Source organism: Ruegeria sp. HKCCD6426, assembly GCF_057221115.1.
The window spans coordinates 48,748-74,670 of sequence record NZ_JBWVBF010000010.1; the positions used below are offsets into that span (position 1 = coordinate 48,748).

A 25,923-nucleotide genomic window follows, 5' to 3' on the forward strand; every position below is an offset into this window, starting at 1 on the left:
TGTCTTTTTTGTTATTCGGCGGGGACGCTTTGTGCGTCGCCACTGTCGCGGGCCGCTTCGATCAATGCACGGCGCGCAAGTGCGTAATTGTCTTCGCCTCCGGCGCGTTTGGCGCGACGGTCATCCAGAATGCGCTCGACTTCATCCAGGCGACCGGCACGCAGGCCGGAATCAATTGTGATGCGCTCGAATACATCACGTTGGGCGTGGCTGCCACCAGCCAGCTGCATTGTACCACGGGCACTTGCAAGGTGGTCAAATGCAAGCCCATACTGACCGTCGCCAAAGGCTTCAAGCCCCATCGCGGCCGCGACACCCGGGTCGGCCATGCGGCGCGTCGTGTCATTGTCGGCTTGCGATGCGTCCTTGTGAATTCGGCTCAGCATCCTGGCTGTCGCCTCGTTGCGATTGTCACCAGTCAAGGCCAGCAGGTAATGCAGGTCGGCAAAGATCAGGCAGCCATCTTCGGTCCGCGCGGCACTGAGGTCCGCCAGTTCTTCCCAACGGTTGCCGACGTCAAAACCTTCAAGCTCCAGCCGCGACAACAGTGAAGTTGCGTTCGAGATATCGCGGTAGTCGTCGGTCTTATCCTTGCGAATATACTCGTCGTACAGGTTCATCACATGATCGACCTGCCCCAGATCCAGATGCATCAGGGCTTTGTGCCACCAGACGTGATAGCGGAAGTTGTTGCAATGCGCCCAGGCGTCCTCGCGCCCGGCCAGCCAATCGAGGCCCAGTTGAGCATTGCCGGTCATCTCGTGCACATGCGCGACTGCGTGCAGACCCCAGGCATCATCGGACACCATCCACAGAGCCTGGCGACCAGCGATCTCGGCCTTCTCGTAGGCGCCTGTTTCTTCCAACGCAAAGGAATGGCAACCCAGAAGGTATCCGCGGCCCGGGTGGTCCGGTTCATAGGCGGGCATGACCCGTTCCAGCGACCGGCGCATACCTTGCGCATCGCCCAGGACAAAGCGCGCCGCGTGGCTCAACTTCATTGCCAATGTGTCTTGCGGATGCTTGCGCAGGATCTCTTCGAATTTCTGAACAGATTGCGAGGGGTGACCTGCCAGCCAGATCGCCAGAGCGTCGACATACAAACGCTCGCGCTCAGACACCGGCTGTTGTTCCATGGCCGTGTTGGCGGCAGCCAGAGCCTCGACGGCAACCGGCAGTATCTCGCGCCGCCCCAGCAGAACAAAGAACAAGCCCTTGACCGCATGACCCAGTGCGAACTGGGGCTCAAGCTCGAGCACTTTGCCAAGATGCTGCGGAGTAACTGCGGCATGCGCCATGAACCCAAGCAGAACACCATTCCAGGCTTCGACACTTGTCGGCTGGCTCAGGGTATTCATCTGTCCAAAAACGTCTTGTTTCATGCTTGGGTCCAATCCGGTTGCAAAATTCTACACTGTTCGATGTAGCAGAGTGTGTCAGCGGGTCGTAACAGTATCGACCCTGCTCTCGAATTGGTGAAAAGCTGTGTGTGGAAAACGCGAAAAAAACCGCCGATTCAAGGGCATGTTTCAGCAACATGCCGCTTAAACCTGCGGAGTGTTTCAATCCTCAAAGGGGTTTTCGGCGTTCAAGACGGCCTCAGTATCCGCACCAAAGGTCGGCGGGGCACTGCGATATGTTACAGGTGTGCGGGATAGGTTCAGGGGATTTCCGATCAATTGCACTGCGCCCGGCGCAGCTTGCATGGTGATTTTCATCTGCCGCGCGGCCACCTGATCCGTTTCAAATACCTGATCCAAAGTTTGCACCGGACCAACTGGCACTTTCAGCGCTTCAAGCCCTTCGATGACCTTGCTGGTCGCAAGGGACTGAACTGCCGGACGCAGGACGGCGTTTAACGCATCCCGGTTTTCAAGCCGGGCGGGGTTGGTTGCAAAACGGGGGTCGTTGGCGAGATCGGGTTTTTCAATGAACCCGCAGAACCTTCGGAACTGGCTGTCATTTCCGACCGCCAATATCACATGCCCGTCGGAGGTTTCATAAACGTCGTATGGCACGATATTCGGGTGACCGTTGCCGCGCCTCTGTGGGACATTGCCCGATGTCAGATAGTTCACGCCCTCATTGATCAGCCAAGCAACCTGAGCGTCCACGAGGGCAAGATCAATCTGCTGGCCTTCGCCAGTCAAATCGCGGTGCCGCAGGGCAGCCAAAATCCCGACACATGCGTACATTCCGCACATGACGTCTGCAATGCCGACGCCGACTTTCATTGGCGGTCCTTTGGGGTCGCCCGTAAGGGACATGACCCCACCATAGCCTTGAGCCATAAGGTCGTAGCCTGGCTTAGAAGCGTTTGGTCCGGTCTGGCCGTAACCCGAGATCGAGCAATAGACCAAGCTCGGAAGCTCCTGCGACAGGGATGGATAATCCAGCCCATATTTGGCCAGACCGCCGGGTTTGAAGTTTTCGATCAGAATATCCGCATGTGACGCCAGCCGCCGGATTTCGGCCTGGCCTTCGGGTGTGGCGATATCGACGGCGACCGATTTCTTGTTGCGGTTCGAGGACATGAAGTAAGCGCTCAGGTCCGAACGGTTGCCGTCCGCGTCCTCGGCATAGGGCGGTCCCCATTGCCGCGTGTCGTCGCCCCCGGTGGCGGGGTTTTCGATCTTGATGACGCTTGCACCCAGATCCCCAAGCAACTGAGTGCAGGTGGGTCCGGCTAGAATGCGACTAAGGTCCAGAACCTTGACGCCCTTCAGGGGGCCTTCAGATGCGGCCATCGTAGCCTCCGCGGTCGATCTCTGCTGCGATAACTGTGAACTTGTCGGCTTTCATGGCCTCATTCAGTGCGGTGCGCAGTTCTGCGCGGTTGCGCACTGTATGTCCATTTCCGCCGAACGCGCGACCCATGGCGGAAAAATCGTGACGGTCGAAATCAACACCACGATTCCCCATCTGGCGCTGGCGCTGTTTCAATTCGATTAGCGCAAGGCTGGCATCCACAAAGACCAGAAAGATCGGGTTGCCGCCCATTTCGGCGGCCGTTGAGAGCTCACCAGCCACCATCAGAAATCCGGCATCGCCGGAAAAGCTGATCACGGGGCGCTCGGGTTCCGCCAGTTTAAGACCTATCGCCATCGGTATTGCACAACCCATGGTGCAGAGGGCCGAAGACTGGATCAATCCGCGTTCTTCGGAACATTCCCACATCTGGCTCAGCAGGATACGGTGCGCGCCGCTGTCCGCTGTCGCCAGCGTATCAGCGGGCAGGGCGGCTCGTGTTTCCGCAATAACGGCGGCAGGGCCCCAGTCTTCGTCGGTCGGAAAGGCTTTGACCAGCGCTGCTTTGACTTCCGCAGGTTCGCCACCAGACCATGTTTCGCGGGCCGGATTTCCTTTGGCAATGGCCTCCAGCGTTGCGCTGGTGTCTGCGACCAGATGCAACCCCGCCTGATGCATGTAGTGGTCATTGACCACGGCAGAGATATCGATGACGCGTTTTTCCTCGGGATCCCAGATCTCGCGCCAGCCGGGGCGCATCTCGATCGGGTCATAGCCCAGACACAAAACCAGATCGGCTTGTTCGATCAGAGGAACCAGATGCTTGTCAGCCAGCGGCGACAACCCTGCACCGCCCAGACAAAGCGGGTGATCCTCGGGAATAACGCCCTTGGCCTTGTAGGTCGTGACAAACGGTATGCCGAAATGTTCCAGAAATGCCCGCACCAGGCAGCGTGAGTCGTCGTACAGAATGTCCAGACCCAGAATTGCTATTGGGCGTTCGGCCTCGGCAACCCAGCGGCGGGCCCTTTCCAGACATTCTCCTTCGGGAGAAACAGGAGCAACCTTGGCCAACCTGCGCCGTTTCACGCCAGTCACACGGACATCTGCAACCGAGATCGGCACATCGACATGCACCGGGCCGGGGCGCGGTTGTGTTGCCAGAGATACCGCTTTGTCCGCGACTACGTCGGCACCTTCGGCGGTAAGCAGGTATGTACCCTTGGTGATCGAGCGATAGACCTGAGAATGGTCCATCACCTGATGGGTATAGGTCAGCGCCTCATGTGCATCGACACAACCGGTCAGCACGATCATTGGCACACGGTCTTGCAAGGCGTTCGCGACTACGTTGATTCCGTTCATCGCACCGGGGCCCAGCGTCGCGACAAGAATGGCTGGTGCACCGTCACGGTGATGTACGGCCTCGGCCATGAAACCTGCGGCGTTTTCATGTTTGGTCAGATGAAAGGTAATGCCTGCCGTCTCCAGCGCATCCACCAGTGTCAATACTTCGCCGCCGGGCATACCGAATGCATGGCGGCAACCGGCCTCGTACAACCTTTGGGCTAGAAGATCCGCGGCGCGGGGAGAAGGATCCTGCATCAGTCATGCTCCGAAGTGTTTATTGGCAAGCAGATTGCGGAGGACGCCCCCGGACGCAAGGTGGTTCACGCCAGTGTGACTATTTGACTGCGGATTCGGCCACGGCCTGAAACTTGGCGTCCAGCTCGTTGGCAATTTCGGCCAGAGCCTGCCCGCCTTCTGCCGCATAGGGTGCAAAGACAAAGCTGGGCGTTTTGTAAGACAGGGTGGCGTTTCCGTCCTCATTCTCGGTCACGTAGAACCGGATTGGAGCTTCGATCATCGCAGCGGTGGAGATTTCCAAAACGCGTACAGCGTAATCATTGTTGAAAGCACCGATCACACGGTTGCCCGGTATGGTGATGCCACGGGCCGCTGCTGCCTTGGTGGGACCAGCCTGCGTGACAACGATCAGGCCGTTTTCCTTCACAGCAGTCTTGGTGTCGTCCACCAACTGTTCATAGGTTTTTTCGGTCGGATAGACGGCCCACCCGGCCAAAGGCTCTTGGGCCAAGGCGGGCAAGGCCAGCATGAAAAAGACGGGTATGAGTGCTTTCATCGCTGCGCCTCCTATGGTTCGGGTGCGCGATTGTTGCCAGAATTTGCTGTGTGGCGCACTCACATTCTTGTGCGTGAAAGCGCGGCCGAGGCTTGCACCGCAGAACCGAAACACGCAAAAACGCGCAGATGCATCGATGTGAGGCCGAGTTGAACAAGATTCGTTTACTGATCTGTGAAAGCTGCGCCGGCACGCGCGATCGCGGTGCCGAACGTCAGGCCGTACAAGCGGCACTGACCAAGTCAGGCCTGGAGGATCGGGTCCAGATCAGTGCCCATGCCTGCTTCAGTGGCTGCGAAACGCCAACGGCTCTGGCATTGCAGGGGCAAGGGATCGCCTCATACGTTTTTACAGGAATTGATGTCGTTGCGGATGCAGAAGACATCGCGGCGACATGTCAGACGATTTTGAACAGCCCGTCCGGCTGGATTGACGACGCCCGACCATGCGGACGCCTTCGAATGTGTCTGCGTGCACGCATTCCGGCGTTTTAGTCGACCTGAACCGTAACTGCCGTACTGACCGGCACGTTATCAACCATCAGCGGGCTGTGGCTGTTGGCGTTCAACGAAACCGATACCTCGACTTCTCCCTTTGGCAGATCAGAGATATGCATCCAGTTGCCGTATAGCCGCGCCAGTTTTTCGCCATTGATATAAACGTGAGCGTGACCTTCACCGTCTTTGTCAGCCGCCGATGCGTTTTCCGGCGAGAACCGGAAGTTCTGAGGCATGACGTGCAAGTTCCATCCTGCCATGGGGTCCTGGATCACCGCGATCTCCAGACCGGGTGCGTTCGGGCCGGCTGGCAGATTAACAGCAGTGGAATGGTCGTGGGCCATCGCTTCGGCTTGGCCGCCGCCGTGTTGAGAAGGATCGGAATGGTCATGGCCGTCGAAAGTGACGCCATTGGCCGCGGCCAGTACAAAACCTGCGCCTCCGCCAAAGACCAGACCAATTGCAAACAGAGCGAGTGAGCGGGACATTTCTTATCCTTGAAAAACAAAAGCCCGCCGGGATTGTCCCGACGGGCATTATTTGAGGCTGATCAAGCGTTCGCTTCAGCGTGCTTAGATTCTTTCTGCCAAAAGTACCCGGCGAAAGAACCAACAAGAACCCACGCGACCAAACCTATACCAAAGGCACGGGCTGCAAACAGGGCACCGATTTCCGTTGGCACAGGACCGGTGAAGACATCAGGTTCCGGTGCACCGATCACATGCGGGGCCATCAGCAGAGCGGCCGCGACCACGTAACTGATGAGATTGCCTCCAAAGGCGATCAGCCACATGGCAACGCTGGCTGCAGCCACTGTCGCGAACCACCAGACTTGGCGGGCATAGACGTCGGCAGCCGCAACACCGGGAACTTCCGGTGCCAGTGTAAAGCCAGGTGCCATATGGAAGGCTATGAAACCCGCGAGGCCCCAAAGCACTCCAGTTCGGCCATCGATTTTATGTCCCAGACCTTCTGTCACCGACATCACGGCAATCAGCACGAGCGCATAACCGGTATAGGTCAGCATGGTGAAGATCACGCTCAGCGCGTCGCGGGTCAGGTCCGAGAACATGCCCGGCAATTCGGGATGGGCAGACACTGCCTCGGCCCCGAAATGCACCAGCTCTCCTGATTCATACAGTTCGGCGTGCAACAGAACAGGTTGCACAAACGCAAGCTGCAGCAAGGCGGCAATCAGCCCCGCTGCAGCACCAGCGAACAACGCGCTGGTCAGAATGCGACTGAACATTGTCTCAGTGGCAGGGGAAGCCGGTTGCGTGGCGTACGTCATGTGCCGCGTCATGCAGCGCAGCCGCCTGAACGTGGCCGGTCAGGGTGATGATGCCCAGACCCAGCGCAACAGCGAACAGAGCCGAGAGTACACCTGTGCGTGCGACTGATGCCGTTTGAGTTTGTGTTGTCATTTCTTGTCCTCCAATGCCGCCGCACCCGACGGCCGGTGTTTCTACGTTCGCCTGGCAGGTCTCCTGGCTCGCGGGTCAGTGCCTCTGTTCGCCTTCCCCCCAAGATCGGGAGTGGCTGGTTGAACAGGGCTCACCGCTTACAGTCGCGGGGGCGGCTTTGGATTTGACCTGCGCGCAGGCCGCACCAAATTCCCTCTTAGCATCCGGATGACTCCGGCAGGACCAGACGTTTTCATTTAGCCGCGATAAGCCCGTGCACGCAATGACCAATTGCGACGTTTTCGGTCAGTTCTCGCGCTTTTTCAGCAAATAGATATCCATGATCCAGCCATGCGCAGCCCTGTGCCGAGCGCGACTGGCCAGAATCTCTTCACATACATCATTCAAAGGGCCGTGGATCAGGATTTCCTCTTTCATTCCCACGTAAGCCCCCCACCAAATGAAGTATTCCGCCATCTCGAGGCTTTGAAAGGAGCACTCGCCGTCCAACATAACCGCTACGGTTGACGCCGCCTTGGGCCAGCCTTCGTCGCGCAATCGGCGTCCGGTCGTCACGACATAGGGCGCGCCGATGTCGTTGATCGGTATTGCGTGGGCGGCCGTCAGCGCTTGCAATGCCGTTATGCCTGGAATCACACGCGTTTTCGGCTGCGGGTTCAGCCGCGAGGCAATCCGAAGCGAGCTGTCGTAGAGCGAAGGATCGCCCCAAATCAATAACGCAACGGTGTGCGCTTCGGGATGGGCGTCAATCACTTCACTCCATCGCCGCGCGATGGCGTCATGCCATTCATCCACTCCGCGCAGGTATCCGTCTTCGGCCCGCCGTTGAGGGATGTCAAAATAGGCAATCTTTGGTTGCGTGTCTGCCACATGCGCGATGATTTGCTCGCGAATTCCGGCCAGATCGGCTTTGTCATCACCTTTACGGGGGATCAGAATCAGATCAGCCGCTCGAATCGCCTGCGCGCCCTGATAGGTCACGTGATCGGGATTTCCGGTACCAACGCCGACGAGGTTCAGTTCAATCATCGCCGAACTCAGCCAGCGGTCCATACAGGATCAGAGCAGGGGCGGTTCCGATTTCTGTTGCCAGCTTCTCTGACAGGGCGCCGATTGTGGAACGGTGCAACGCCTGATCAGGGGTCGAGACCGACTCGGCCATAAGAGCAGGCGTGTCCAACGACAGACCGTGCGCATGCAGAGCTTCGACCAGCAGCGGAAAAGTACGCTTGCCCATGAAAACAACGGTAGTCGCGCCGGAATCAGCCAATGCTGGAAGGTTGAGGTCTTTTGGTAACTTGCCGCTGACATCATGGCCGGTGACAAACTGCACACGCCGCGCGGTCATGCGACGGGTTAGGGGAATGCCTGCCGCGGCAGCTGCGGCAACTGCCGAGGGAATACCGGGAATGATCTCATATTCGATCCCGGCGTCGCGCAGCGCGACAAGTTCTTCTTCCAAACGCCCGAACATGCCGCCATCACCGGATTTGAGGCGCACCACATGCTGTCCGGTTTGTGCATATTCCACGAGCAAACGGCTGACATGGTCCTGCTTGGGCGAAGGACGGCCAGCGCGTTTGCCCACGCCCACCAGATCGGCGTCCGCGCGTGCATGGGTCAGGATTGGGCCGCTGCTCAGGTCGTCGAACAATACCGCATCGGCTTTTTGCATCCGGTCCACGGCTTTGAGTGTAAGCAACTCCGGATCGCCGGGACCCGAGCCGATGAATGAGACGAAGCCGCTCATGCCGATGCCTCTGCGATCAAGTGAAAAAACGTGCCGGTGACGTTGCCTCGTTGCGAGCCCGTCTGCGGGCCTTCTGCCCCTTCGGCATCAAAAACGCGTGCAAGCGGCGCGTCCGGCTGCTCAACAATCGACGAATAATGAAACTCATGACCGCGCATCGCTGTTCCGGCCGCAAAACCCGGCATCGGCGCCAGCAGTTCCGCCCGACGATAACCAAGGTTGAACTTGCGCTTTTCATACGAAGTCACCAACCCCAACAGGCCAGCCATCTGGTGTGCGGTCCCTTCCTTGTCAATCAGGACCTCGCCCAACGCCATATATCCACCGCACTCACCGTGTACGGGCCGTGTTTCAGCGTGCTTTCGCAGGCCGGTCAGGAACCTGTTGGCAGCCGCCAAAGTTCCCGCATGCAGTTCCGGGTAACCGCCAGGTAGCCAGACCAGATCTGCATCTTCGGCAGGTGCTTGGTCAGCCAAAGGGGAAAATGGCAGGATCTCTGCCCCTGCGGCACGCCAACCTTCCAGAAGGTGCGGGTAGGTAAAGGAAAACGCCGCATCCCGCGCCAGGGCAATTCGCTGAGCCGGAGGGCGCGGCAGCGCGGCAGACGATGGCCCAATTGGGCCTGAGGAAGCCGCACCCTTGATCGCCTCAAGATCTACGTGTTCGCGCAAAAAAGCGGCGTATCCGGCGATCGCATTTTCCAGATCTGGATGCTCGACCGCTTGGATAAGCCCCAGATGCCTTTCGGGCAGGGTCAAGTCGCCGCGCCGGGGCAGAACGCCCAGAACCGGCATGCCAGCACGTTCCATGCCCAGCCGGGTCAGGCGTTCATGCCTTGGGCTTGCACAGCGGTTCAGGATCACACCGGCAAACGGCAGGTCTGGGTTATACATGCGGAACCCCAGCGCTGTTGCCGCTGCAGATTGCGCCTGACCGCCCACATCCAGCACCAGAACCACCGGCCAGCCCATGCGCAATGCAGTCTCGGCGCTGGACCCGTGGCCCAACTCTCCGAGCTTGGCAACGCCGTCAAACAGGCCCATCGAACCTTCTGCGATGACGATGTCTGCCCCTTCGGCTTGGGTCGAAATCGCACTCAGCAAGGGCTCATTCATTGCCCAGCTGTCCAGATTGAACGAGGCCCGCCCCGCTGCCGCCCTGTGAAAGGCGGGATCAATGTAATCCGGTCCGCTTTTGAAGGGTTGCACGGTCATGCCGTCCTCAGCCAGCGCCCGTAGCAATCCCAGCATAACGGTGGTTTTTCCGGTGCCCGACGAGGGCGCGGAGATTAATAAGCCCGGAGGGTTAGTCATCGCCATGGCTCCAGCTCGACCACGGGCTGTCGGCGCTTTGCGGGCGGTAACGGCGGTCGTAGGTTTTGGAGTACAGGCAGCTTTCGTCAAACCCTTCACCGGCCAGCGCTGGGCCTACCAAGATCAGCGCGGTGCGCGAAATGCTCTCGTCCAATCCGTCTTTTAGCGTCTCCAGCGTCGCGCGAATGATCTGCTCATCCGGCCAGCTGGCACGGTAAACAACGGCCACCGGGCAGTCTGCGCCATAGGCTGGGGTCAGGTCAGCGATTACCTTGTCCAGATTGCCGATCGAAAGGTGGATGGCCAAAGTTGCCCCGGTCCGTGCGAAATTCTCCAAAGTCTCGCCTTCAGGCATTGACGAGGCGCGACCCGGTGTCCGGGTCAGGATCACCGACTGCGCCAAACCAGGCAAGGTCAGTTCTGTGCCAAGTGCGGCGGCTGCAGCGGCGAACGACGGCACGCCGGGGGTGACGCTGACTGGTATGCCCATCTCTTTCAGGCGGCGGATCTGTTCGCCCATCGCCGACCAGACAGACAGGTCACCTGAATGCAGCCGCGCCACATCCTGACCCGCTTTGTGCGCGGCTTCGATTTCGGCCATGATCTGATCCAAGTCCATAGGTGCCGTATTCACGATCTTTGCGCCTTCGGGGCAGTGGTCCAGAATTTCCTCTGGCACCAGAGACCCGGCATACAGGCATACCGGACAAGAGGCGATGATATCCCGTCCGCGCAGGGTCAGAAGGTCGGCAGCGCCCGGTCCGGCGCCGATGAAATGAACGGTCATGATTGTCCTCCGATGGCGACGGCGCAAGTGGCAAGCCGGTCGTCCGAGATTTGTCTGGGAGAGATCAGCCGCGCACCGGGTCCGGCGGCGGCAAGGGCGGATGCTTCGGCCACACTGCCAGTGCCATATGTGGCGCGGCTACGGGGCGAGCAGGTGAGGGTACGCTGCCCGGTTAGATCGTTGGTTTGAACGAAGTGCAGGGGCAGGCGAGCGGTCTCGGCGAATTCGGCAAGCGCCGGGTGTCCCTTTTTGTCTGCGGCTGTTGCCAGTGCTTCAATGTGTTGACCAACGGACGCCAGATTGAATGCGGCACGCAGGCTGTCCGCAGTTGCGGCGGAGGAAAATCCGATACCGGCCACGATCATAGTGTCGCGCTCCATTGCACCACCGGATATGCGGATTTCCAGCCACGCCGGGGACCAAGGGGGCCTGCTTGCGCCAGTTCGATACGCAGCATGTCCCCGCCCAGTTTCGCGTGCCACTCTGAAAGCAGAGATTCGCTTTCCAATGTAACGGCGTTGGCGACCAGACGGGTGCCGGGAGGCAGATTTTCGTGCAGCCAGCTCAGGAGTTGGGTACTTAATCCACCGCCGATGAAAACTACGTCCGGCCGGGGTAGACCAACCAAGCCTTCAGGCGCAGTGCCGTGCACCACGTCCAGCCGGTCCTGCCCCAGAGAGTCCGCATTGCGCCGGATACGCTCCGCGCGGTCCGCGCGCGGTTCAATCGTGGTGGCGGTCAGCGTCGGATCACACATCAGCCATTCGATGCTGATCGATCCAGTGCCGCCACCGATATCCCAGAGACGCTCACCTCTTTGCGGCGCCAGAGCCGACAATGTTAGTGCGCGGATCGGGCGTTTGGTGATCTGTCCATCCGTTTCGAAGATGTCGTCCGGCTTGCCCGAGGCCTTTGGGAAAGCGCGACCAGGACCCGTGACCTCAAGCCCGACGCAAACCGGATGGTCAAACGTCCCCATCAGCGCCTCGGTCAGCGACACAATCTGAGTGTTTTCACGCGGCCCGCCCAGAGCTTGCATGACGTGAAGCTTACTGTCTGCAAAGCCGGTCTCAGTCAGGTAGGAAGCTAGCTCGGCAACTGCCTTGCCGTCTCGCAGCAGCAGAATGGCATGTAGTCCAGTGGAAAGATGAGGTCGCAGGCGAGTCAAAGGCGCGGCGTGCAAGCCAAAGGTCAACGTGCTCTCCAGCGGCCAGCCCAGCCGGGCAGCTGCCAGCGAAAAGGTCGACTGGCCGGGCAGGGCGGTCCATTCTCCGGCTTCGAAATTGCGCGCGATAACCGATCCGGCACCAAACCAAAAGGGATCACCCGAGGCGAGAACGACTGTGCGGCGCCCACGCAGATCGTTCAGGATCGGTAAGCCATTGGCGAACGGAACCGGCCATTCAATGCGTTCTGCGCTGGTTTCAGGGATCAACGACAGATGTCGTGGCGGTCCCATGACAACTTCGGCGTTGTCCAGCACTTGACGGCTTGCGGGCGACAGGCCATCCAGTCCATCTTCGCCCAGTCCCAGAACGGTCAGCCACGGAGCCTCACGCATGTCCAACCTCCTGATCCTTGGTGGTACGACCGAGGCCAACGCATTGGCCAAAACTGTCGCAGAACAGGGTATTACAGCCACCTACTCTTACGCCGGTCGTGTAGACAGCCCGCGCCCACAACCCTTGCCGATGCGTATCGGCGGCTTTGGGGGTGCAGAAGGGTTGGTGCAATACATCCGCGAAAATGGTATCAGCCACGTGGTTGATGCAACCCACCCCTTTGCGGCGCAGATGAGCCGAAACGCGGATGTAGCGTGCAGCCTGACGAATACACCAATGGCGGCGCTGACGCGCCCCGCCTGGATCCCTCAGGCCGGGGATCGTTGGCACCACGTTCCCGATATCACGGACGCGGTCGATGCCCTGTCGGGTCACACGCAGCGTGTCTTTCTGGCTGTTGGTCGGATGCACCTTGAGGATTTCGCCGCTCAACCCCAACACAACTACTTGCTTCGGCTGGTGGACGAGCCGGGAGAGTTGCCTCTGCCGGACTGCGACGTGGTCGTTTCGCGCGGTCCGTTCACAGTGGAAGGTGACCGGGCGCTGATGGAACGCCACAGGACCGAACTTGTTGTGTCCAAGAATGCGGGCGGCACAGGCGCGCGGGCCAAGCTGGACGCCGCGCGGGCGCTGGGTGTGCCAGTGTTGATGATCGACCGCCCCGTCCTGCCGGAGCGGACGGAACTGTCGAGTGTGACGCAGGTTCTGGACTGGCTGGCTCATTCCGGAGTAAACCTCGGCGTGTAAACAATCGGGGTGTTGTTCCGTTCAATCACGCGTGTGCGCGAAGATCCGACGATCACCACAGTCTGCATGTCTGCCATGTCCGGTGTCGCCTCGGTCAGAGTCGAAATGCGGATCGCCTCATCAGCGCGCGAGACGGCGCGGGCGAACAGGATCAGGCGTTCGGGTTCGCATTCCTCACGCAGGATTTCCAGCGTCTTTACAAACCCTTCCGGCCGAGACTTCGACCGAGGATTGTAGAAGGCCATCGAGAAATCGGCCTGAGCTGCCAGACGTAGGCGCTTTTCGATCAGAGACCACGGTTTGAGGTTGTCGCTAAGGTTGATGGCGCAGAAATCATGTCCCAGAGGGGCTCCGGCGCGAGCGGATGCGGCCAGCATCGCGGTGATCCCCGGCAGAACGTCGATCTGAATATCGCGCCACTCTGTAGGGCCGTTTTCCAGGGCTTCAAACACCGCCGCCGCCATGGCGAAAACACCTGGGTCACCCGAAGAAACCACGACCACGCGCTTACCTTCGGCAGCCATCTGCAACGCGTGTTGAGACCGGTCGATCTCGACGCGGTTATCGCTGGCGTGCAAGGTCAACCCCTCGCGCTCTGCCACACGTGCAACGTAGGGAATGTACCCCACCACATCCGTTGCTTCAGCCAGCGCCGTCGAAACCTCTGGCGTCACCAAGTCTTCGTTGCCCGGCCCAAGGCCAGCGATCTTGACCCAGCCGCTCATGGACGACGTCCCTGACCATGCACGATGATAATTGAGAAATACGGTGTCACTTTCTCGCATGCCTCGGACAGTTTCGTCACGGTTTGGTTTGGCATCTGTGCGTATTCCACAATCCACGCGCGATCATAGAGGCCCGCCGTTTTCAGGGCACGCTTCACCTTGTCGATGTTGCGCCCGATCTTCATCACCACAAGAGCGTCAGTCTGAGCCATACGTTCTGCCAAAGTGTCTTCAGGCAAGGTGCCAACCAGCACCGTCAGAACGTCATCGCCCCAGGTGATTGGGTCGCCCGTCGCAGTCCAGGCCCCAGACATCCCGGTGATGGCAGGTACAACATTGACATCAACTTCATCGCGCAAGCGACTGTAAAGGTGCATAAAAGACCCGTAGAAAAACGGATCTCCCTCACAAAGAACAACAACGTCTTCTCCGCTGTCCGCCAGTGCTTTTAGATGCGCGGAGCAATCCTCATAGAATGCGGCGAGCAGTTCATTGTAGCGCGGGTCGGTCACGGGGATTTCCGTGGTTACGGGGTATTCCATAGGGAATTCCACTGCTTCGCTGGGGATCATGCCGTTTACGATCTTTCGCGCCTGCCCGCTGCGGCCAGGTTTGCGGAAGAACGCGACGTGGCGTGCATTTCGCAACAGTCGATCTGCCCGAACGCTCATCAAATCCGGGTCGCCGGGACCGAGGCCCAGACCATATATCTTGCCCGCGCTCATTCCGCACGGCTCGCAATGGCGTTGACGGCGGCGACAGTGATGGCGCTGCCGCCGAGACGGCCCTTTACGATGCAAGACGGCACGGGCTGAGCCTCCCACAAGGCGTCCTTGGATTCCACCGCGCCAACGAAACCTACCGGGCAGCCGATGATGGCCGCCGGACGCGGGCATTCAGGGTCTTCCAGCATGTTCAGCAGGTGGAACAGAGCTGTGGGTGCATTGCCGATTGCGACCAACGCGCCTTCCAGCTTGGGCCGCCATAGCTCCAGCGCGGCGGCGGATCGGGTGTTGCTCATTTCGGCCGCCAGAGGGCGAACGCGTTCATCATGCAGGGTGCAAATCACTTCGTTGTCCGCAGGCAGGCGAAAACGGGTGACGCCTTCGCTGACCATGCGCGCGTCACACAGAATCGGCGCGCCGTTTTCCAGGGCGGTACGGGCAGTCGAGACGAAGCCGGGCGAGAAATGCACGAATTCCTCCAGCCCGACCATCCCGGCGGCATGGACCATGCGGACGGCGACCTGTTCCTCATCAGCTTCAAAGCGGGCCAGATCGGCCTCGGACCGGATCGTGGCAAAGCTTTCTTTGTAGATCGCCGCGCCATCAGTTTCGTATTCATAGGGCATCAGGTCAGGTCCATGGTCAAAAGTGTTTCGGGGGTCAGCCCGCGCTGGCTGGGCTCATCCCCTGCGCGGCCTTGTTTGACAAGATCAAATCGTCCGGAATTGCCAACCAAAGTTACATCCGCCGGGCGCGTCCGGGCGCAGCCCTTGGCGCAGCCAGACACGTGCAGGCTGCCAGATACGCGCGGCGCCAAACTGCGGGCAATTTCGCGTGTTGTCACCTGCGCCTGCGGGCAGAAAGGCGCGCCGGGGCAGGCATCCGTGGTCATCAGTGCGTCTGCACTATCGGTAACAAAGTCCAAGGTCGGAACCGTCGCGCCGCCCTCCAGCAGGATCAACCGCCAAGGGGAGACCCGCAAAGCGGAAGCACTCGATTTTTCAAACAGATCTTTCAGTTGCAGGGCGGGCAATTGACCAAAAGGTGCGCCATAAAGCGTGCCTAGGGAATGATCGCCCGGCTCGATACGCTCTCCGACTGGGCCGGGGTCGCTGCCCTGCCAGTCTTGCGGCAGGCTCAGCTCTGCCACCAGTCGCGCCATACGGCGGGTGTCGGGCGTGAAATTTCCGGCGAACCAACCGGCCAGATCGATCAGGCGGTCGATAGCTTCGGCTTCGGTCACGCGGCGTCCGGTCCCGGATCCGTCTGCCCGAAGAATTAGCCCATCCGCGCCAAGCTCCAGCCGGATATCTGCCGAATCTGATACCAACAACCGTGCCGGGCCGGTGTCGATGGCAAAACCAAACTTGGCGGGTAGGCTGGGCAATTCCTCCAGGCGGTCAGTCAGTTCCTGAGCCAGCCGCGTGGTCAAATCACCCGCTTGATACAGAGGAGAGACCAGAATGTTGCGCCGTACTTCGATGCCGGGCTCAGAGTCCAGCAGGTTCAGGGCAGCCAGTTCTTTAAGCAGAGGCCCATGGTCAGATTCCTGAACGCCACGCAGTTGCAAGTTGGCGCGATTCGTCAGATCGATGGTCCCGTTGCCAAACCGAAGGGCCAGATCGCACAGACCCAACGCTTGATCCGCGTCCAGCCGCGCTAGTCTGGGTCGCACTCGTACGACCAGGCCGTCGCCCGACATCATTGGTCGATGTGCACCAGGGCACCAGCCTTTTACGATCGGAGCGCTCATCCCAATCCCTCCAGATCTGCCCGTATCGAGTTACGGCGCGTGTTCCACAAACCGGCATCGAGCAGAGCCCGAAACCGATCCTGCATGGCTTGATAGGCTTGCGGATTAGCCTCCTGCAGGAAGGCATCCACTTCGGCATCTCCCAGCGTTGCATCGTGGTAGAGATCGAACAAATGCGGTGCAACAGTGCCTGACAGATGTGCAAATGAGGCCATGTGATCCAGCGTTGCCGCTATCTCGGCGGCGCCACGGAATCCGTGACGTTGCATTCCGGCGATCCAGTCGGGGTTGGCAGCCCGAGCATGGACTACGCGGCTGATTTCTTCTGGCAAGGTGCGCGCACGAGGGTTTTCCGGGTTCGTGTTGTCGAGGTGATAAAGCTGCGCGGCGCCGCCGGTAATCTTTTTGGCCGCCGCAAACCCGGCCTCATGGGTGGCGTAGTCGTTGGCGAGCAGAAGATCTGTCTCGGTCAAGTCTTGCAGGTGCACAAAGCTGTCGGCGTCGCTGACGCGTTGCGTGATGCCTTCAACGTCCTGTGCGATATGTTCACCTTCCAGCGCAAAGGAACTGGCATCCAGCCACGCTTGTCCGGCCTGGGCGCGGGCCTCGTCCGTGTAGGTCTCGGATAGGTGGGTCATACTCAGACCATAACTGCCTGGTGCCGGACCATAGACTCGGGCCGCAGGGGCATGTCCCGCATATGGATTCCAGTCGGGCGCCTCGTCGCGTTCGGACAGTGCGCGCACTGCCTGACCAAAAAGTGCCGACAGCGTCGGGAACACATCCCGAAACAGACCTGAGACGCGCAGGGTCACATCCAGGCGCGGGCGGTCCAGATCGGTGATCGGCAGAACTTCGATACCTGAAACCCGTTCCGATCCTTTGTCCCAAACGGGTTTCACGCCGAGCAGATGCAAAGCCATAGCGAACTCTTCACCTGCCGTACGCATGGTGGCCGAGCCCCAGAGATCGACGATCAGACCCTTCGGGTAATCGCCTTCTTCCTGTAGGTGCCGCCTGACCAGTTCTTCGGCTAGCTTCACACCCTGCGTATATGCTGCGCGAGTTGGCACTGACCGCGGGTCGGTCGTAAAAAGGTTGCGCCCGGTCGGCAGCACATCAGCCCGCCCACGATGAGGCGAGCCTGACGGACCTGCCTCGATCCGCTGTCCAGCCAGAGCGTCCAGCAGCGCGGCGCGTTCGGCATGCGCAGACGGCGTAGCATTGAAATTACTTTTCGCTTCGGGCACGCGACCAAAGATATGCAGCCCGTCACCGAACTGGCTTTCCTTGATATCGCAAACAAAGCGGTCGATGCGAGTGATCGCCTCGGCGGTGCTGGTGGCTTGATCAAGACCCAGATCGTTTTCCAGCCCGATGGCCTGCGCCTCGTCCCGGATATCGGCTTGCAACCGGTCGCGGCGCTTGGGATCCAGCCCGTCGGCGTTCGAGAATTCATCGAGCAGAGATTCCAGCCGCACCATGCGATCCGGAGTGCCGCTTTCCTTCATCGGAGGCGGGATGTGGCCCAGCGTAACGGCCCCGATCCGGCGTTTGGCCTGCGCGGCCTCTCCGGGATCATTGACGATAAAGGGATATATTACCGGCAGGTCGCGGATCAGTGCTTCGGGCCAGCACTCAGATGACAAGGCAACCGATTTTCCCGGCAGCCATTCCAGCGTTCCGTGCGCACCGATGTGGATCAGCGCATCTGCGCCGAGGCCTTGGCGTAGCCACAGATAGAACGCGACATAGCTGTGGCGCGGGGTGCGCGACAGGTCATGGTAGTCGTCATCGCGCAGCTCGGGTATGCCGCGTTCGGGTTGCAAGGCCACAAGGGCCTTACCGCGACGAAGGGCGGTAAAATGAATTGCGCCTTCTGCAAAGGATGGGTCGTCCTCAGGCTTTCCCCAGACCGTTTCGAGATCCGCGCGCAGCTGTGCAGGTAAACCCGATAGGGCCGAAAGGTAGTGGTCCAATGGCCATGAAATCTGCGCGTCCAACAACGTAGCGGCAATAGGTTCAGCGGGGGCAGTGTCGTAGCCTGCGCCTTGAAGGTCAGACAATATCGCTTCGGCAGATGCCAGTGCATCCAGACCAACCGCATGCGCCATCTGCCAGTCTTTACCGGGGTATGTGGACAGCACCAAGGCTGGTGTTTTCTGTGAATTGGGCGTGTCTGACAACTTCAGCCAGCCGGAAACGCGATCGACGATGGCCTCGATCCGCTCTGGCTCGGCCCGATGGGCAAAGCGAGAATATTCCAGGTGCGGATCGCGCTTTCCCGGTTCCTTGAACGAGGCGATGCCTGCTGAGATCCGCCCGTCCACTTCGGGCAGCACTACATGCATGGCCAGATCGGCAGGTGACAGACCGCGTTCTGCCTCGATCCATGCCTTGCGGCGAGAGGTGGCCAGCGCAACCTGAAACACCGGAACATTGGCAGCGTCCAACGGAGAGGTGCCCGACGCGCCTTTGCCTGAAAAAGAGGTGGCGTTGATGATCGCCGATGGGGCCAATTCGACGACCTGTTCGCGCAGCCAGCCGGCAGCTGCCGGAGCTTTTAGTGAAGGAGCGAAAAGCCCGATCGCCTCGAAGCCACGTGCACGCAGGCACCGTATCAGGGCGGCAACGGGAGCGGTGTCGGCCGACGTCAGGTAGGCGCGATAGAATGTAACCAAGACGCATTTGGCGTTACCCGTAAACGCGGTTTCCACTGGAATTACCCCGCGATCCGGGCACCACGCGCCGCAATCGGGCAAGGTTTTTGCGCCCATCACCGGTCCGGCGTAAAGCCCAGCCGCCAACGCCAACTGCGCAAGCGCCGCTTGTGCCGCAACTTCTCCTCCTGTGTCACACAGGTGCGCAAGTCTTCGTAGGGTCGAGACAGGCAAGGTGGAATACTCGTCCAGCCGTGTATCCTCGCGCCCGTCGGCTGGTAGCACGGCCAGAGCAATGCCTTTGGCCTGCGCTAGCGCCAGAACTTGCTGTAAGCCGTATGCCCAATAGGGGACACCGCCGATGAGACGGATCAGGATACCCCTGGCGCCTTCAAGCGTGTGCTCGACATAGGTGTCGACAGACAAGGGGTGCTTCAACGCTGTCAGGTTGGCCAACCGCATCGTCGGCATCCGACCATCAGGTCCCCCGCCGCGATGCCAGCCTGCCGCGAAAGCACCGAGGTCGCTGTCGGAAAAGGACAAAACCACCAGATCCGCCGGGCTCTGACCCAGGTCGGTTGGGGTTTCTGTCTCTTCTAGCCCGTGGCTTTCGCGGAAGACGACGTGCATTTTCTTTTACTCAGCAGCTTCGGTGACACCGACAAGGATATCGCGAATCGCGACCTCGTTGATGTCGTCATGCTCGGCAATCACCACCAGACGCGAGCGACGCTCTTCACCCGTTTTCCAGGGGCGGTCATACTGGTGGCGAACGCGGGCGCCAACAGCCTGAATCAGCAGGCGCATAGGTTTGCCGGAAACAGCAGCGTAACCTTTGACGCGTAGGATGTTCAGTTCATTGGCGAGACGCTCGATATTGGCAACCAGATTGGCGGGATCGGTCTGTTCGGGCAGTTCAACCACGATGCTTTCGAAATCGTCGTGTTCATGGTCATCATGATCGTCGTGATGCGACGGACGAGCGTCCATGTCATCCTCGGCGGCCGCCTCAAGCCCCAGTACAACCCGGACATCCACGGCACCTTCGGCAACCTCGACAACCGGCAGAGGGCGAGGGGCCTCGGCGGCAATGATCTCTTTGGCTTTGGCTACGCCTTCGGGGCCCGCAAGATCTGGTTTTGTCAGCAGAATGATATCTGCGCAGGAAATCTGATCCTCGAACACTTCGGAGAGGGGTGTTTCGTGATCGATCGAGTCGTCGGCCAAGCGCTGGGCGTCTACAGCTTCGACATTCGGCGCAAAGCGACCGGCTGCAACAGCTTCGGCATCGGCCAGGGCGATTACACCATCCACGGTAATTTTCGAGCGGATATCGGGCCAGTCGAACGCTTTCAGCAGCGGTTTAGGCAGCGCCAGCCCAGAGGTTTCGATCAGGATATGATCGGGGCGCGGCTCCAGTGCCATCAAGGCCTCGATGGTTGGAATGAAATCGTCGGCCACGGTACAGCAAATGCAGCCGTTGGCCAGTTCCATTATGTTTTCCGCCGGGCAGTCCGGGATAGCGCAGGATTTCAGGATGTCGCCGTCGACGCCAACGTCGCCGAACTCATTGACCACCACTGCCAGACGCTTGCCTTGCGGGTTCTGCATCAGGTGGCGGATCAGAGTGGTTTTACCCGAGCCCAGAAAGCCGGTGATAACGGTGACGGGGAGTTTTTCGAGGTTGCTCATTCATCAGGCTCCAATCGGGGGAATACGGGCCGCACAGTTCTTGCGGAAATGTTCAGGACGTTCGCGCCACTTCACCAGACCATCTTCAGTGGCCAGGTATTTGGTTGCGCCTTCGACGATGATTTCGACATCGTTGGCTTCGTTCAGGTTTTCATAGACAAAAGTCCAGCGCGCGGGCCCACCGCGCAAGACGATCGAGCAGCCCTGGTCGCAGTTCGACAGACACTCGACAGGTTTCAAAGTGATGCCCTCGGGCCACTCGACACCAGCCAGAGCCTTGTGCAACAGCGCTCCGGGTCGCTGTGCGTCCTCTTCGACCGGCTCACCGCGTCGACAGGTTGTGCAGACCAGCAGTTCGACTGATGCGGTCTCGTTCAAGTCTCTCATCCACCCAAACCTCTCGTGGGGGACGGGGTCTCATGCGGGCCACGTGTCTCGACATGGACCCGACACCGGAACACCCCGTCCGGTTTCTACTTCGGGTGTTGGCAGGTCTCCCGGCTTGCAGATGTCAGGGTGATTACCCTGTCGGATGTCCCGCCTTCCCGGCCTGCAGGCCAGTGGCATTGGGCACCCTCTCCGGTCACGGTCGCGGGGGCGGCTGCGTTTGACGGTAGACCGCTGACGCATTCCCTTTTCATCCATAAAATGGACACCAACGGAAGCGACATGCGGTACGGGCGGGCGCCTTGTCAAGCGAGTCGCGTGCATCTTGTGCATAAGGGGGTAAAAAGCGACGTGACGGCGTCGCTGGGCGGCATGACGCGCCGTGGATGGATGTGGTGCCATGAACTGCTGAACTCGAATGGGGAGTACTTATAAATGAAAGTTGGTTTTATCGGCTTGGGGAATGTGGGTGGTAAGCTCTCGGGTTCACTGCTGCGCAACGGGGTCGATCTCACGGTGCATGACCTGAACTCGGATCTGGTTTCAGGTGCTGTAGCCAATGGGGCGAAGGCCGCAGACGGACCAGCCCAGTTGATGCGCGACTGTGATGCCGTCATCACCTGCCTGCCTTCTCCAGCCGCATCTGATGCGGTCATGCAAGAGATGCTACCCGAAGTCGGTCTGGGCAAAATCTGGATGGAAATGTCCACAACCGACGAAGCCGAAGTCAAACGTCTGGGTGCCCAAGTGATCGCGCGTGGCGGTGCGGCGGTTGACTGCCCCGTTTCTGGAGGGTGTCACAGGGCAGCAACCGGCAATATATCGATCTTCGCGGGTTGTGATCGCGATACGTTCGAGCAAATTTTGCCATTTCTGACAACGATGGGTCGGCGCATCCTGCATACGGGAGACCTCGGTTCGGCCTCAGTTCTGAAGGTGCTTACCAACTATCTGGCCACTGCCAACCTCATCACCTGCGCCGAAGCGCTGGTCACGGCCAAGGCCGCGGGGATGGACCTGAGTACGACATATGAGGCGATCAAGATTTCCTCGGGAACCTCTTTCGTGCACGAAACGGAAAGCCAGGTCATCCTGAACGGTTCGCGCGATATTTCCTTTACTATGGACCTTGTGAAAAAAGATATTGGCCTATTTCAGGACGTCGCGGACCGCGCTGGGGTGCCGTTGGAAATTAATCCGGTAATGATCAAGATATTCGAGGATGGAATAGCGCGGTTTGGTGAACGGGAACTGTCGCCCAACATCATCAAACGATTGGAAGAAGTTACTGGTTTGGACGTACGCGCACCTGGTTTCCCGCCTGAGATGCTGGATGATGAACCCGAAGAGCCAGGGTATGAGGTAATCCCGAATAACAGGGTGACTTATTAACCGTGTAATGCTCTGCCCGGATGCCGGTAATCCATAGACCAACATATGTGGGCCGTTGTATTGAATGTAGCGGCCGCACAATCTGAGCAGGTTGATTCAGGAGGGATACCCGCACATTCACTCCCTTGTCCGTAAGTTCCGTCAAAAACTGCCTGCGTCCGCTATGCGAGCTAGCGCCCTTAATGCCTGCCGCGCAAAATTTGGCAAACAGGTTCACAATCGTCTGAGGGCTGAACCTGCCACGCTTTGCACTGAAGAACAATGGAGCGTCAGGTTTGCTAACGTGGCGTAGATAGGTGTTTGCGTAGACAGTAAGAGCTTTGCCCAGCCTTTTGCTGACGAGAACGGTGCCAGCTTCATCACCCTTGGTTTGTGCCGCCGCAAGAAAAACTGTGTCACGAGGTTCACCGTTGCCATCAAAAACATCACTAACCTTCAATCCTGCAATCTCACACGCGCGCAGGCCAGCAAAGAAGCTGAATGCGAAAATGGCGCGGTTGCGAGCGCTGTAACGGTGCGCATCAATGACGGCATATGACCTGCGGCTTTACGACGCCCGTGGTGCGGCAGCCACGAGGCTTTTGCGGCAGGTCTATCGCTCTCACAGATTGCAGGATGCATGGGGTGGTCTCTACGCACTGCTGCGGTAATGGTTGAGCGTTACGCGCAGGTTTCGCCGGGTGAAACTGATGACGTTTTGACGCTTCTAAGTGAGGCCAAAGAGAGCAATGCGTGAACGGAATTGTAAAATGGATTGTAAAATGCGCTTCGGCAGAAATTGCCAATGCTTCTAACCCATTGAAAAGTAGTGGAGGCGAGTACCGGAATCGAACCGGTGTACACGGATTTGCAATCCAAGTAGTAGCAATCGTAGCGCCAAATCACGTCAATCAGAAACGTGATTATCGCTCATCATCAGTGGTTTACAACTTTTATATCCGCCCAGAAAGCGCACAAGTGTACTCGCCGATCTTTTTGTGGCCCCGTGGCGGCCCCATCGGTCGACACAGTTTAGCCAAAGAGTTCGCCGGCCTTGCGAGCAGCCTCAGCAGCTGCTTCTTGATCTTCCGCAACGTAGAGATCGAGAGTTGTAGTCGAACGGGAATGACCCATCAACGTTTGCAGAGTCTTAATGTCCGTCCTTGCGACATGATGTTGCGTTGTCCCAAAAAGGTGCCTCAGCCCATGCACTCCTTGAACACCTTTAGGCAAGCCAAGCTTCTCGCGCATTCTGCGAGCGCGCGCGGACAAAGCATCGAGATTAAACGGTTCTCCATATGGTGTACAGAAAACCAGGTCGTTGTCTGTCCAAGCTGAGCCGGCAGCGAGCCGACTTTCCTTCACCTGTTGTTGACAAGTCCGGAGTAGTGCGATCGCCTGTGGTGGCAGTGGGATGGTTCGCCGTGAGGAACGCGACTTCGGCTCACAGAAGATCCAGACGGATCTTCCGCCCTCTGATTGCCGAATGAGCGTTTGCCGGACATAGAGACGACCAAGAGAAAGATCCACAGCACCCCATGTCAATCCTCCCACTTCGCTGCGGCGCATACCCGTATGCGCCATTAGGCGGAAAAGCGGGCCATCATTCGTTGCGTCCATTGCCTCAAGGAACCGTTTCGCATCTTCGATGGAGTCCACTTTGGGGCGCGGACGTGCAGGAGCACTGGGTGTTTCGACGGCGTCAACCACGTTGAATGGAAGGTACCTACGCCGTACAGCATCACCGATTGCCTTGTGCATTATTGCGCGGCTCTGGGAAATTGTTGATCCGGAAAGCCCTCTTTGGCGCAAATCGGCCAGCCAAGCCTCTATGTCTTCTGCAGCCAATGCAGAGAGCCTGACGTGTCCAATTGAACGGATCGCTGTCGCAATTTTACTTCGGTAGCCTGAGAGAGTGTTGGGTCGGATACTACCGGACTGTTCCCTAGCACAGAGCCACTCTCTAAGAAATTTACCGAGAGTGCCTTTGCCGAGATTGCCGCCATGCGAGCCAAAATGGACCTGCTCCGCTAGCCAAGTCTTGGCCTCAGAAATGCTGTCGAAGGACTTTGATGCTCGTTGGCGTTCCCCAGTTCGAGTTGTAGACTTGATGGACGCTCGGAAGCGTTTTTTACCTTTGGGCGTGACATAGCGTTCGACGTGTCCACTCACCTGTCTGTCGCCTTGTTTTTTGCAGCACGATGGCGAGCAGTTGCGTGGGAAGAGCGACAGGCGGATCGGCAATATTTTGAGTCTCGACGTGCCGGAGCGAAGATCTCACTGCAGAAAGCACAGCGCCGTATCGGCAACCCGGCAATCGCCTGGTCAACTCCATCGGTGATAATGCGTCCGATCCGATCTTTTGCAACCAATCTCCAGACGCCCGTTGTGTCGAGTTCCATCCGTACTTTACTAGGTATGAGGCTAGGAATTTCGGAAATAGTTGGTAGATCAGTGCGCTCAGGCCACCACTCCGATGGGTTCGGTGATTTGAGGGATGCTTTGAAGAAGACAAACCAAATCTTACAGCTGGCTGATATCAAAGTCCGAACTTGCAGGCCCTTTTGACGGTCCACGTCCTCACCAACTAGCTCTGAGAGTGCTAGTTTCGCAACCGTCTCATTCGCCGGTTCGTCATCCTCGAGACCTAGTTGCGCGAAATGCCAGAAGGCCGCGCGTTCTCGCGCATCCTCACCAACTGACCGTGATATGCGCTGCAAAACCAGTTTGCGATCGCCCATGGGGCCCATCTTCACACCTACATTGCTTCAGATCACTCATAGCGATCATAGGCGTGAGCACAATACTTGCAACATAAAATATGCTCATGTAATAGTTTTATATTACTAAAAGATGTCTCACATCATTGCAGGGAGTAGCCTAAAATGAAAGAAACAAAGACACTTACGGTTCAAGAAGCGGCCATTCGGTTGAGGGTCTCGGTTGCTACCGTACGGCGCTGGCTTCACGATGGAACCTTGCGTGGGCGTCGGGTAGGTCCGCGGTTGCTCAGGATCGAGACCGCATGCGTCAAAGACCTTGAGACTTGCGACATGGCGGGCAGTGCCGAAGAAAGCGGCCAACGTTGATGGGAAACAAGGAACAAGAAAACGGGAAAAAGCCCAGCGTGGCGCTTCCGGTGATCCATATAGATCATGCAGCCTTTGATCCATCGACAAAGAAGTTGTCATCTCGCCCTAACCCTTTTGGCCGCCGAGCCATGATAGTGGAATATCTTTTCCAATACCCCTCCGCCGACGTACCAGAGGCGGTTATGGCTGGGATTGGGAACCACGACTGGAAGACCCCAGGTATCAAGGCGATGGCGCTTGCGCTGGGCATGTCCACCGGCGCTGTCGAGAGCAACCTTCTATGGCTCCGGAAACACGGGCTAGTTGAAGGTTGCAGGGTCGAATACATCGGTCCGGGTCAAGCATACTACCGCCTGATCGATAGTCTCGAAGCCTGGCATTTCATCAACGCGCATGTCGAGAAGGTCAAGAAGCTAAAGTCTGACTAACAGGCTGATACGCGGAACCCCCGAGAGGTCATTCTCGAGGGTTCATCTTTTGATTGGTCCCAGCATCGAGCAAGATACCGAGGCTCAGAAATGGTATCCAAATACCTCCTGCAGAGCAA

Annotated in this window: 28 protein-coding genes and 2 riboswitches; of the genes, 6 read left to right on the forward strand and 22 right to left on the reverse strand. The window is 58.7% G+C overall.

What is annotated here, in order from left to right:
• Window positions 1–11 precede the first annotated feature (11 nt).
• The 4 genes from AC2TDA_RS21305 to AC2TDA_RS21320 all read right to left on the reverse strand — a co-directional run bounded on the left by AC2TDA_RS21305 (window position 12) and on the right by AC2TDA_RS21320 (window position 4,891).
• The gene (locus AC2TDA_RS21305) at window positions 12–1,382 is read right to left on the reverse strand and encodes a tetratricopeptide repeat protein (RefSeq protein ID WP_480846302.1); all 1,371 of its coding nucleotides are present in this window, start codon (window positions 1,380–1,382) and stop codon (window positions 12–14) included.
• Window positions 1,383–1,562: 180 nt separating this feature from the next.
• A complete protein-coding gene (locus AC2TDA_RS21310) occupies window positions 1,563–2,747 on the reverse strand; it encodes a CaiB/BaiF CoA transferase family protein (RefSeq protein ID WP_480880957.1) in 1,185 nt (394 codons plus the stop codon).
• A complete protein-coding gene (locus AC2TDA_RS21315; protein WP_480880956.1) occupies window positions 2,734–4,353 on the reverse strand; it encodes a thiamine pyrophosphate-binding protein in 1,620 nt (539 codons plus the stop codon). Before AC2TDA_RS21315 ends, AC2TDA_RS21310 begins: the two co-directional genes overlap by 14 nt.
• A gap of 79 nt (window positions 4,354–4,432) precedes the next feature.
• Window positions 4,433–4,891, reverse strand: a complete 459-nt coding sequence (locus tag AC2TDA_RS21320) for a DUF302 domain-containing protein (protein WP_480880954.1) — start codon at window positions 4,889–4,891, stop codon at window positions 4,433–4,435.
• Window positions 4,892–5,040: 149 nt separating this feature from the next.
• On the opposite strand from AC2TDA_RS21320, the gene AC2TDA_RS21325 reads away from it, so the two are divergent.
• Window positions 5,041–5,385 carry a DUF1636 family protein gene (locus AC2TDA_RS21325; protein ID WP_480846295.1) on the forward strand — a complete coding sequence of 115 codons (345 nt, stop codon included), beginning with the start codon at window positions 5,041–5,043 and terminating at the stop codon, window positions 5,383–5,385.
• Here the strand turns inward: AC2TDA_RS21325 and AC2TDA_RS21330 are convergent.
• The 9 genes from AC2TDA_RS21330 to cbiE form a co-directional block, all read right to left on the reverse strand.
• Window positions 5,382–5,876 (reverse strand): hypothetical protein, encoded by a 495-nt coding sequence (locus AC2TDA_RS21330; RefSeq protein WP_480880952.1) that lies wholly within the window; start codon window positions 5,874–5,876, stop codon window positions 5,382–5,384. The genes AC2TDA_RS21325 and AC2TDA_RS21330 overlap by 4 nt on opposite strands.
• Before the next feature lie 62 nt (window positions 5,877–5,938).
• Window positions 5,939–6,637 carry a CbtA family protein gene (locus tag AC2TDA_RS21335; protein WP_480846372.1) on the reverse strand — a complete coding sequence of 233 codons (699 nt, stop codon included), beginning with the start codon at window positions 6,635–6,637 and terminating at the stop codon, window positions 5,939–5,941.
• 4 nt (window positions 6,638–6,641) lie between these two features.
• Window positions 6,642–6,812 (reverse strand): CbtB domain-containing protein, encoded by a 171-nt coding sequence (locus AC2TDA_RS21340; RefSeq protein ID WP_480842572.1) that lies wholly within the window; start codon window positions 6,810–6,812, stop codon window positions 6,642–6,644.
• A 36-nt stretch (window positions 6,813–6,848) separates the two neighbouring features.
• Window positions 6,849–7,054, reverse strand: a riboswitch (cobalamin riboswitch).
• 43 nt (window positions 7,055–7,097) lie between these two features.
• On the reverse strand, window positions 7,098–7,841 hold the full coding sequence (gene cobF, locus AC2TDA_RS21345) for a precorrin-6A synthase (deacetylating) (RefSeq protein ID WP_480881014.1): 744 nt from the start codon (window positions 7,839–7,841) through the stop codon (window positions 7,098–7,100).
• A complete protein-coding gene (gene cobA / locus AC2TDA_RS21350) occupies window positions 7,834–8,562 on the reverse strand; it encodes a uroporphyrinogen-III C-methyltransferase (protein WP_480880950.1) in 729 nt (242 codons plus the stop codon). The genes cobF and cobA overlap by 8 nt, the downstream gene beginning before the upstream one ends.
• On the reverse strand, window positions 8,559–9,881 hold the full coding sequence (locus AC2TDA_RS21355; protein WP_480880948.1) for a cobyrinic acid a,c-diamide synthase CobB: 1,323 nt from the start codon (window positions 9,879–9,881) through the stop codon (window positions 8,559–8,561). The genes cobA and AC2TDA_RS21355 overlap by 4 nt, the downstream gene beginning before the upstream one ends.
• Window positions 9,868–10,662, reverse strand: coding sequence for a precorrin-4 C(11)-methyltransferase (cobM, locus tag AC2TDA_RS21360; RefSeq protein ID WP_480880946.1), 795 nt, complete (start codon window positions 10,660–10,662; stop codon window positions 9,868–9,870). Before cobM ends, AC2TDA_RS21355 begins: the two co-directional genes overlap by 14 nt.
• Window positions 10,659–11,027: a cobalamin biosynthesis protein gene (locus AC2TDA_RS21365; protein ID WP_480881012.1), complete on the reverse strand. Its 369-nt coding sequence runs from the start codon at window positions 11,025–11,027 to the stop codon at window positions 10,659–10,661. Before AC2TDA_RS21365 ends, cobM begins: the two co-directional genes overlap by 4 nt.
• Entirely contained in the window at window positions 11,024–12,223 is a 1,200-nt protein-coding gene (cbiE, locus tag AC2TDA_RS21370; protein WP_480880944.1) for a precorrin-6y C5,15-methyltransferase (decarboxylating) subunit CbiE, read from the reverse strand. Before cbiE ends, AC2TDA_RS21365 begins: the two co-directional genes overlap by 4 nt.
• On the opposite strand from cbiE, the gene AC2TDA_RS21375 reads away from it, so the two are divergent.
• Window positions 12,222–12,971, forward strand: coding sequence for a cobalt-precorrin-6A reductase (locus AC2TDA_RS21375; protein WP_480880942.1), 750 nt, complete (start codon window positions 12,222–12,224; stop codon window positions 12,969–12,971). The genes cbiE and AC2TDA_RS21375 overlap by 2 nt on opposite strands.
• Here the strand turns inward: AC2TDA_RS21375 and cobJ are convergent.
• From cobJ to AC2TDA_RS21410, 7 genes are read right to left on the reverse strand one after another with little or no spacing between them, the layout of a single operon-like run.
• On the reverse strand, window positions 12,944–13,696 hold the full coding sequence (cobJ, locus tag AC2TDA_RS21380) for a precorrin-3B C(17)-methyltransferase (RefSeq protein WP_480880941.1): 753 nt from the start codon (window positions 13,694–13,696) through the stop codon (window positions 12,944–12,946). The two genes, AC2TDA_RS21375 and cobJ, sit on opposite strands and share 28 nt — an antisense overlap.
• Window positions 13,693–14,421: a precorrin-2 C(20)-methyltransferase gene (locus AC2TDA_RS21385; protein ID WP_480846282.1), complete on the reverse strand. Its 729-nt coding sequence runs from the start codon at window positions 14,419–14,421 to the stop codon at window positions 13,693–13,695. Before AC2TDA_RS21385 ends, cobJ begins: the two co-directional genes overlap by 4 nt.
• Window positions 14,418–15,047 carry a precorrin-8X methylmutase gene (locus tag AC2TDA_RS21390; RefSeq protein ID WP_480880939.1) on the reverse strand — a complete coding sequence of 210 codons (630 nt, stop codon included), beginning with the start codon at window positions 15,045–15,047 and terminating at the stop codon, window positions 14,418–14,420. Before AC2TDA_RS21390 ends, AC2TDA_RS21385 begins: the two co-directional genes overlap by 4 nt.
• Window positions 15,047–16,174, reverse strand: coding sequence for a cobalamin biosynthesis protein CobG (locus tag AC2TDA_RS21395; RefSeq protein WP_480880938.1), 1,128 nt, complete (start codon window positions 16,172–16,174; stop codon window positions 15,047–15,049). Before AC2TDA_RS21395 ends, AC2TDA_RS21390 begins: the two co-directional genes overlap by 1 nt.
• A complete protein-coding gene (gene cobN, locus AC2TDA_RS21400; RefSeq protein WP_480880936.1) occupies window positions 16,171–19,464 on the reverse strand; it encodes a cobaltochelatase subunit CobN in 3,294 nt (1,097 codons plus the stop codon). The genes AC2TDA_RS21395 and cobN overlap by 4 nt, the downstream gene beginning before the upstream one ends.
• Before the next feature lie 6 nt (window positions 19,465–19,470).
• Entirely contained in the window at window positions 19,471–20,526 is a 1,056-nt protein-coding gene (cobW, locus tag AC2TDA_RS21405; protein ID WP_480880934.1) for a cobalamin biosynthesis protein CobW, read from the reverse strand.
• A gap of 3 nt (window positions 20,527–20,529) precedes the next feature.
• Window positions 20,530–20,913, reverse strand: a complete 384-nt coding sequence (locus AC2TDA_RS21410; RefSeq protein ID WP_480880932.1) for a DUF1636 family protein — start codon at window positions 20,911–20,913, stop codon at window positions 20,530–20,532.
• 83 nt (window positions 20,914–20,996) lie between these two features.
• A riboswitch (cobalamin riboswitch) is annotated at window positions 20,997–21,201 on the reverse strand.
• 147 nt (window positions 21,202–21,348) lie between these two features.
• Here AC2TDA_RS21410 and AC2TDA_RS21415 point away from each other — a divergent pair.
• Complete coding sequence (locus tag AC2TDA_RS21415; protein WP_480880930.1) at window positions 21,349–22,305, forward strand: NAD(P)-dependent oxidoreductase; 957 nt, start codon at window positions 21,349–21,351, stop codon at window positions 22,303–22,305.
• Here the strand turns inward: AC2TDA_RS21415 and AC2TDA_RS21420 are convergent.
• Entirely contained in the window at window positions 22,199–22,831 is a 633-nt protein-coding gene (locus AC2TDA_RS21420) for a tyrosine-type recombinase/integrase (RefSeq protein ID WP_480881009.1), read from the reverse strand. The two genes, AC2TDA_RS21415 and AC2TDA_RS21420, sit on opposite strands and share 107 nt — an antisense overlap.
• Between AC2TDA_RS21420 and AC2TDA_RS21425 the strand changes: the two genes are divergently transcribed.
• Window positions 22,830–22,955 (forward strand): hypothetical protein, encoded by a 126-nt coding sequence (locus tag AC2TDA_RS21425; protein ID WP_480880928.1) that lies wholly within the window; start codon window positions 22,830–22,832, stop codon window positions 22,953–22,955. The genes AC2TDA_RS21420 and AC2TDA_RS21425 overlap by 2 nt on opposite strands.
• A gap of 361 nt (window positions 22,956–23,316) precedes the next feature.
• Here AC2TDA_RS21425 and AC2TDA_RS21430 read toward each other — a convergent pair whose 3' ends face one another.
• Window positions 23,317–24,456, reverse strand: coding sequence for a tyrosine-type recombinase/integrase (locus AC2TDA_RS21430; RefSeq protein WP_480880926.1), 1,140 nt, complete (start codon window positions 24,454–24,456; stop codon window positions 23,317–23,319).
• A 713-nt stretch (window positions 24,457–25,169) separates the two neighbouring features.
• Between AC2TDA_RS21430 and AC2TDA_RS21435 the strand changes: the two genes are divergently transcribed.
• Together AC2TDA_RS21435 and AC2TDA_RS21440 are read left to right on the forward strand one after the other, a co-directional pair.
• Window positions 25,170–25,373, forward strand: coding sequence for an excisionase family DNA-binding protein (locus tag AC2TDA_RS21435; protein WP_480880924.1), 204 nt, complete (start codon window positions 25,170–25,172; stop codon window positions 25,371–25,373).
• Entirely contained in the window at window positions 25,373–25,804 is a 432-nt protein-coding gene (locus tag AC2TDA_RS21440; protein ID WP_480880922.1) for a hypothetical protein, read from the forward strand. The genes AC2TDA_RS21435 and AC2TDA_RS21440 overlap by 1 nt, the downstream gene beginning before the upstream one ends.
• Window positions 25,805–25,923 lie beyond the last annotated feature (119 nt).

Coding starts and splice junctions, on each gene's coding strand:
- AC2TDA_RS21305 (WP_480846302.1), bottom strand. CDS start 1,382: ATGAAACAAGACGTTTTTGGACAGATGAATACCCTGAGCCAGCCGACA.
- AC2TDA_RS21310 (WP_480880957.1), bottom strand. CDS start 2,747: ATGGCCGCATCTGAAGGCCCCCTGAAGGGCGTCAAGGTTCTGGACCTT.
- AC2TDA_RS21315 (WP_480880956.1), bottom strand. CDS start 4,353: ATGCAGGATCCTTCTCCCCGCGCCGCGGATCTTCTAGCCCAAAGGTTG.
- AC2TDA_RS21320 (WP_480880954.1), bottom strand. CDS start 4,891: ATGAAAGCACTCATACCCGTCTTTTTCATGCTGGCCTTGCCCGCCTTG.
- AC2TDA_RS21330 (WP_480880952.1), bottom strand. CDS start 5,876: ATGTCCCGCTCACTCGCTCTGTTTGCAATTGGTCTGGTCTTTGGCGGA.
- AC2TDA_RS21335 (WP_480846372.1), bottom strand. CDS start 6,637: ATGTTCAGTCGCATTCTGACCAGCGCGTTGTTCGCTGGTGCTGCAGCG.
- AC2TDA_RS21340 (WP_480842572.1), bottom strand. CDS start 6,812: ATGACAACACAAACTCAAACGGCATCAGTCGCACGCACAGGTGTACTC.
- cobF (WP_480881014.1), bottom strand. CDS start 7,841: ATGATTGAACTGAACCTCGTCGGCGTTGGTACCGGAAATCCCGATCAC.
- cobA (WP_480880950.1), bottom strand. CDS start 8,562: ATGAGCGGCTTCGTCTCATTCATCGGCTCGGGTCCCGGCGATCCGGAG.
- AC2TDA_RS21355 (WP_480880948.1), bottom strand. CDS start 9,881: ATGGCGATGACTAACCCTCCGGGCTTATTAATCTCCGCGCCCTCGTCG.
- cobM (WP_480880946.1), bottom strand. CDS start 10,662: ATGACCGTTCATTTCATCGGCGCCGGACCGGGCGCTGCCGACCTTCTG.
- AC2TDA_RS21365 (WP_480881012.1), bottom strand. CDS start 11,027: ATGATCGTGGCCGGTATCGGATTTTCCTCCGCCGCAACTGCGGACAGC.
- AC2TDA_RS21375 (WP_480880942.1), top strand. CDS start 12,222: ATGTCCAACCTCCTGATCCTTGGTGGTACGACCGAGGCCAACGCATTG.
- cbiE (WP_480880944.1), bottom strand. CDS start 12,223: ATGCGTGAGGCTCCGTGGCTGACCGTTCTGGGACTGGGCGAAGATGGA.
- cobJ (WP_480880941.1), bottom strand. CDS start 13,696: ATGAGCGGCTGGGTCAAGATCGCTGGCCTTGGGCCGGGCAACGAAGAC.
- AC2TDA_RS21385 (WP_480846282.1), bottom strand. CDS start 14,421: ATGAGCGCGGGCAAGATATATGGTCTGGGCCTCGGTCCCGGCGACCCG.
- AC2TDA_RS21390 (WP_480880939.1), bottom strand. CDS start 15,047: ATGCCCTATGAATACGAAACTGATGGCGCGGCGATCTACAAAGAAAGC.
- AC2TDA_RS21395 (WP_480880938.1), bottom strand. CDS start 16,174: ATGAGCGCTCCGATCGTAAAAGGCTGGTGCCCTGGTGCACATCGACCA.
- cobN (WP_480880936.1), bottom strand. CDS start 19,464: ATGCACGTCGTCTTCCGCGAAAGCCACGGGCTAGAAGAGACAGAAACC.
- cobW (WP_480880934.1), bottom strand. CDS start 20,526: ATGAGCAACCTCGAAAAACTCCCCGTCACCGTTATCACCGGCTTTCTG.
- AC2TDA_RS21410 (WP_480880932.1), bottom strand. CDS start 20,913: ATGAGAGACTTGAACGAGACCGCATCAGTCGAACTGCTGGTCTGCACA.
- AC2TDA_RS21415 (WP_480880930.1), top strand. CDS start 21,349: ATGAAAGTTGGTTTTATCGGCTTGGGGAATGTGGGTGGTAAGCTCTCG.
- AC2TDA_RS21425 (WP_480880928.1), top strand. CDS start 22,830: ATGACGGCATATGACCTGCGGCTTTACGACGCCCGTGGTGCGGCAGCC.
- AC2TDA_RS21435 (WP_480880924.1), top strand. CDS start 25,170: ATGAAAGAAACAAAGACACTTACGGTTCAAGAAGCGGCCATTCGGTTG.
- AC2TDA_RS21440 (WP_480880922.1), top strand. CDS start 25,373: ATGGGAAACAAGGAACAAGAAAACGGGAAAAAGCCCAGCGTGGCGCTT.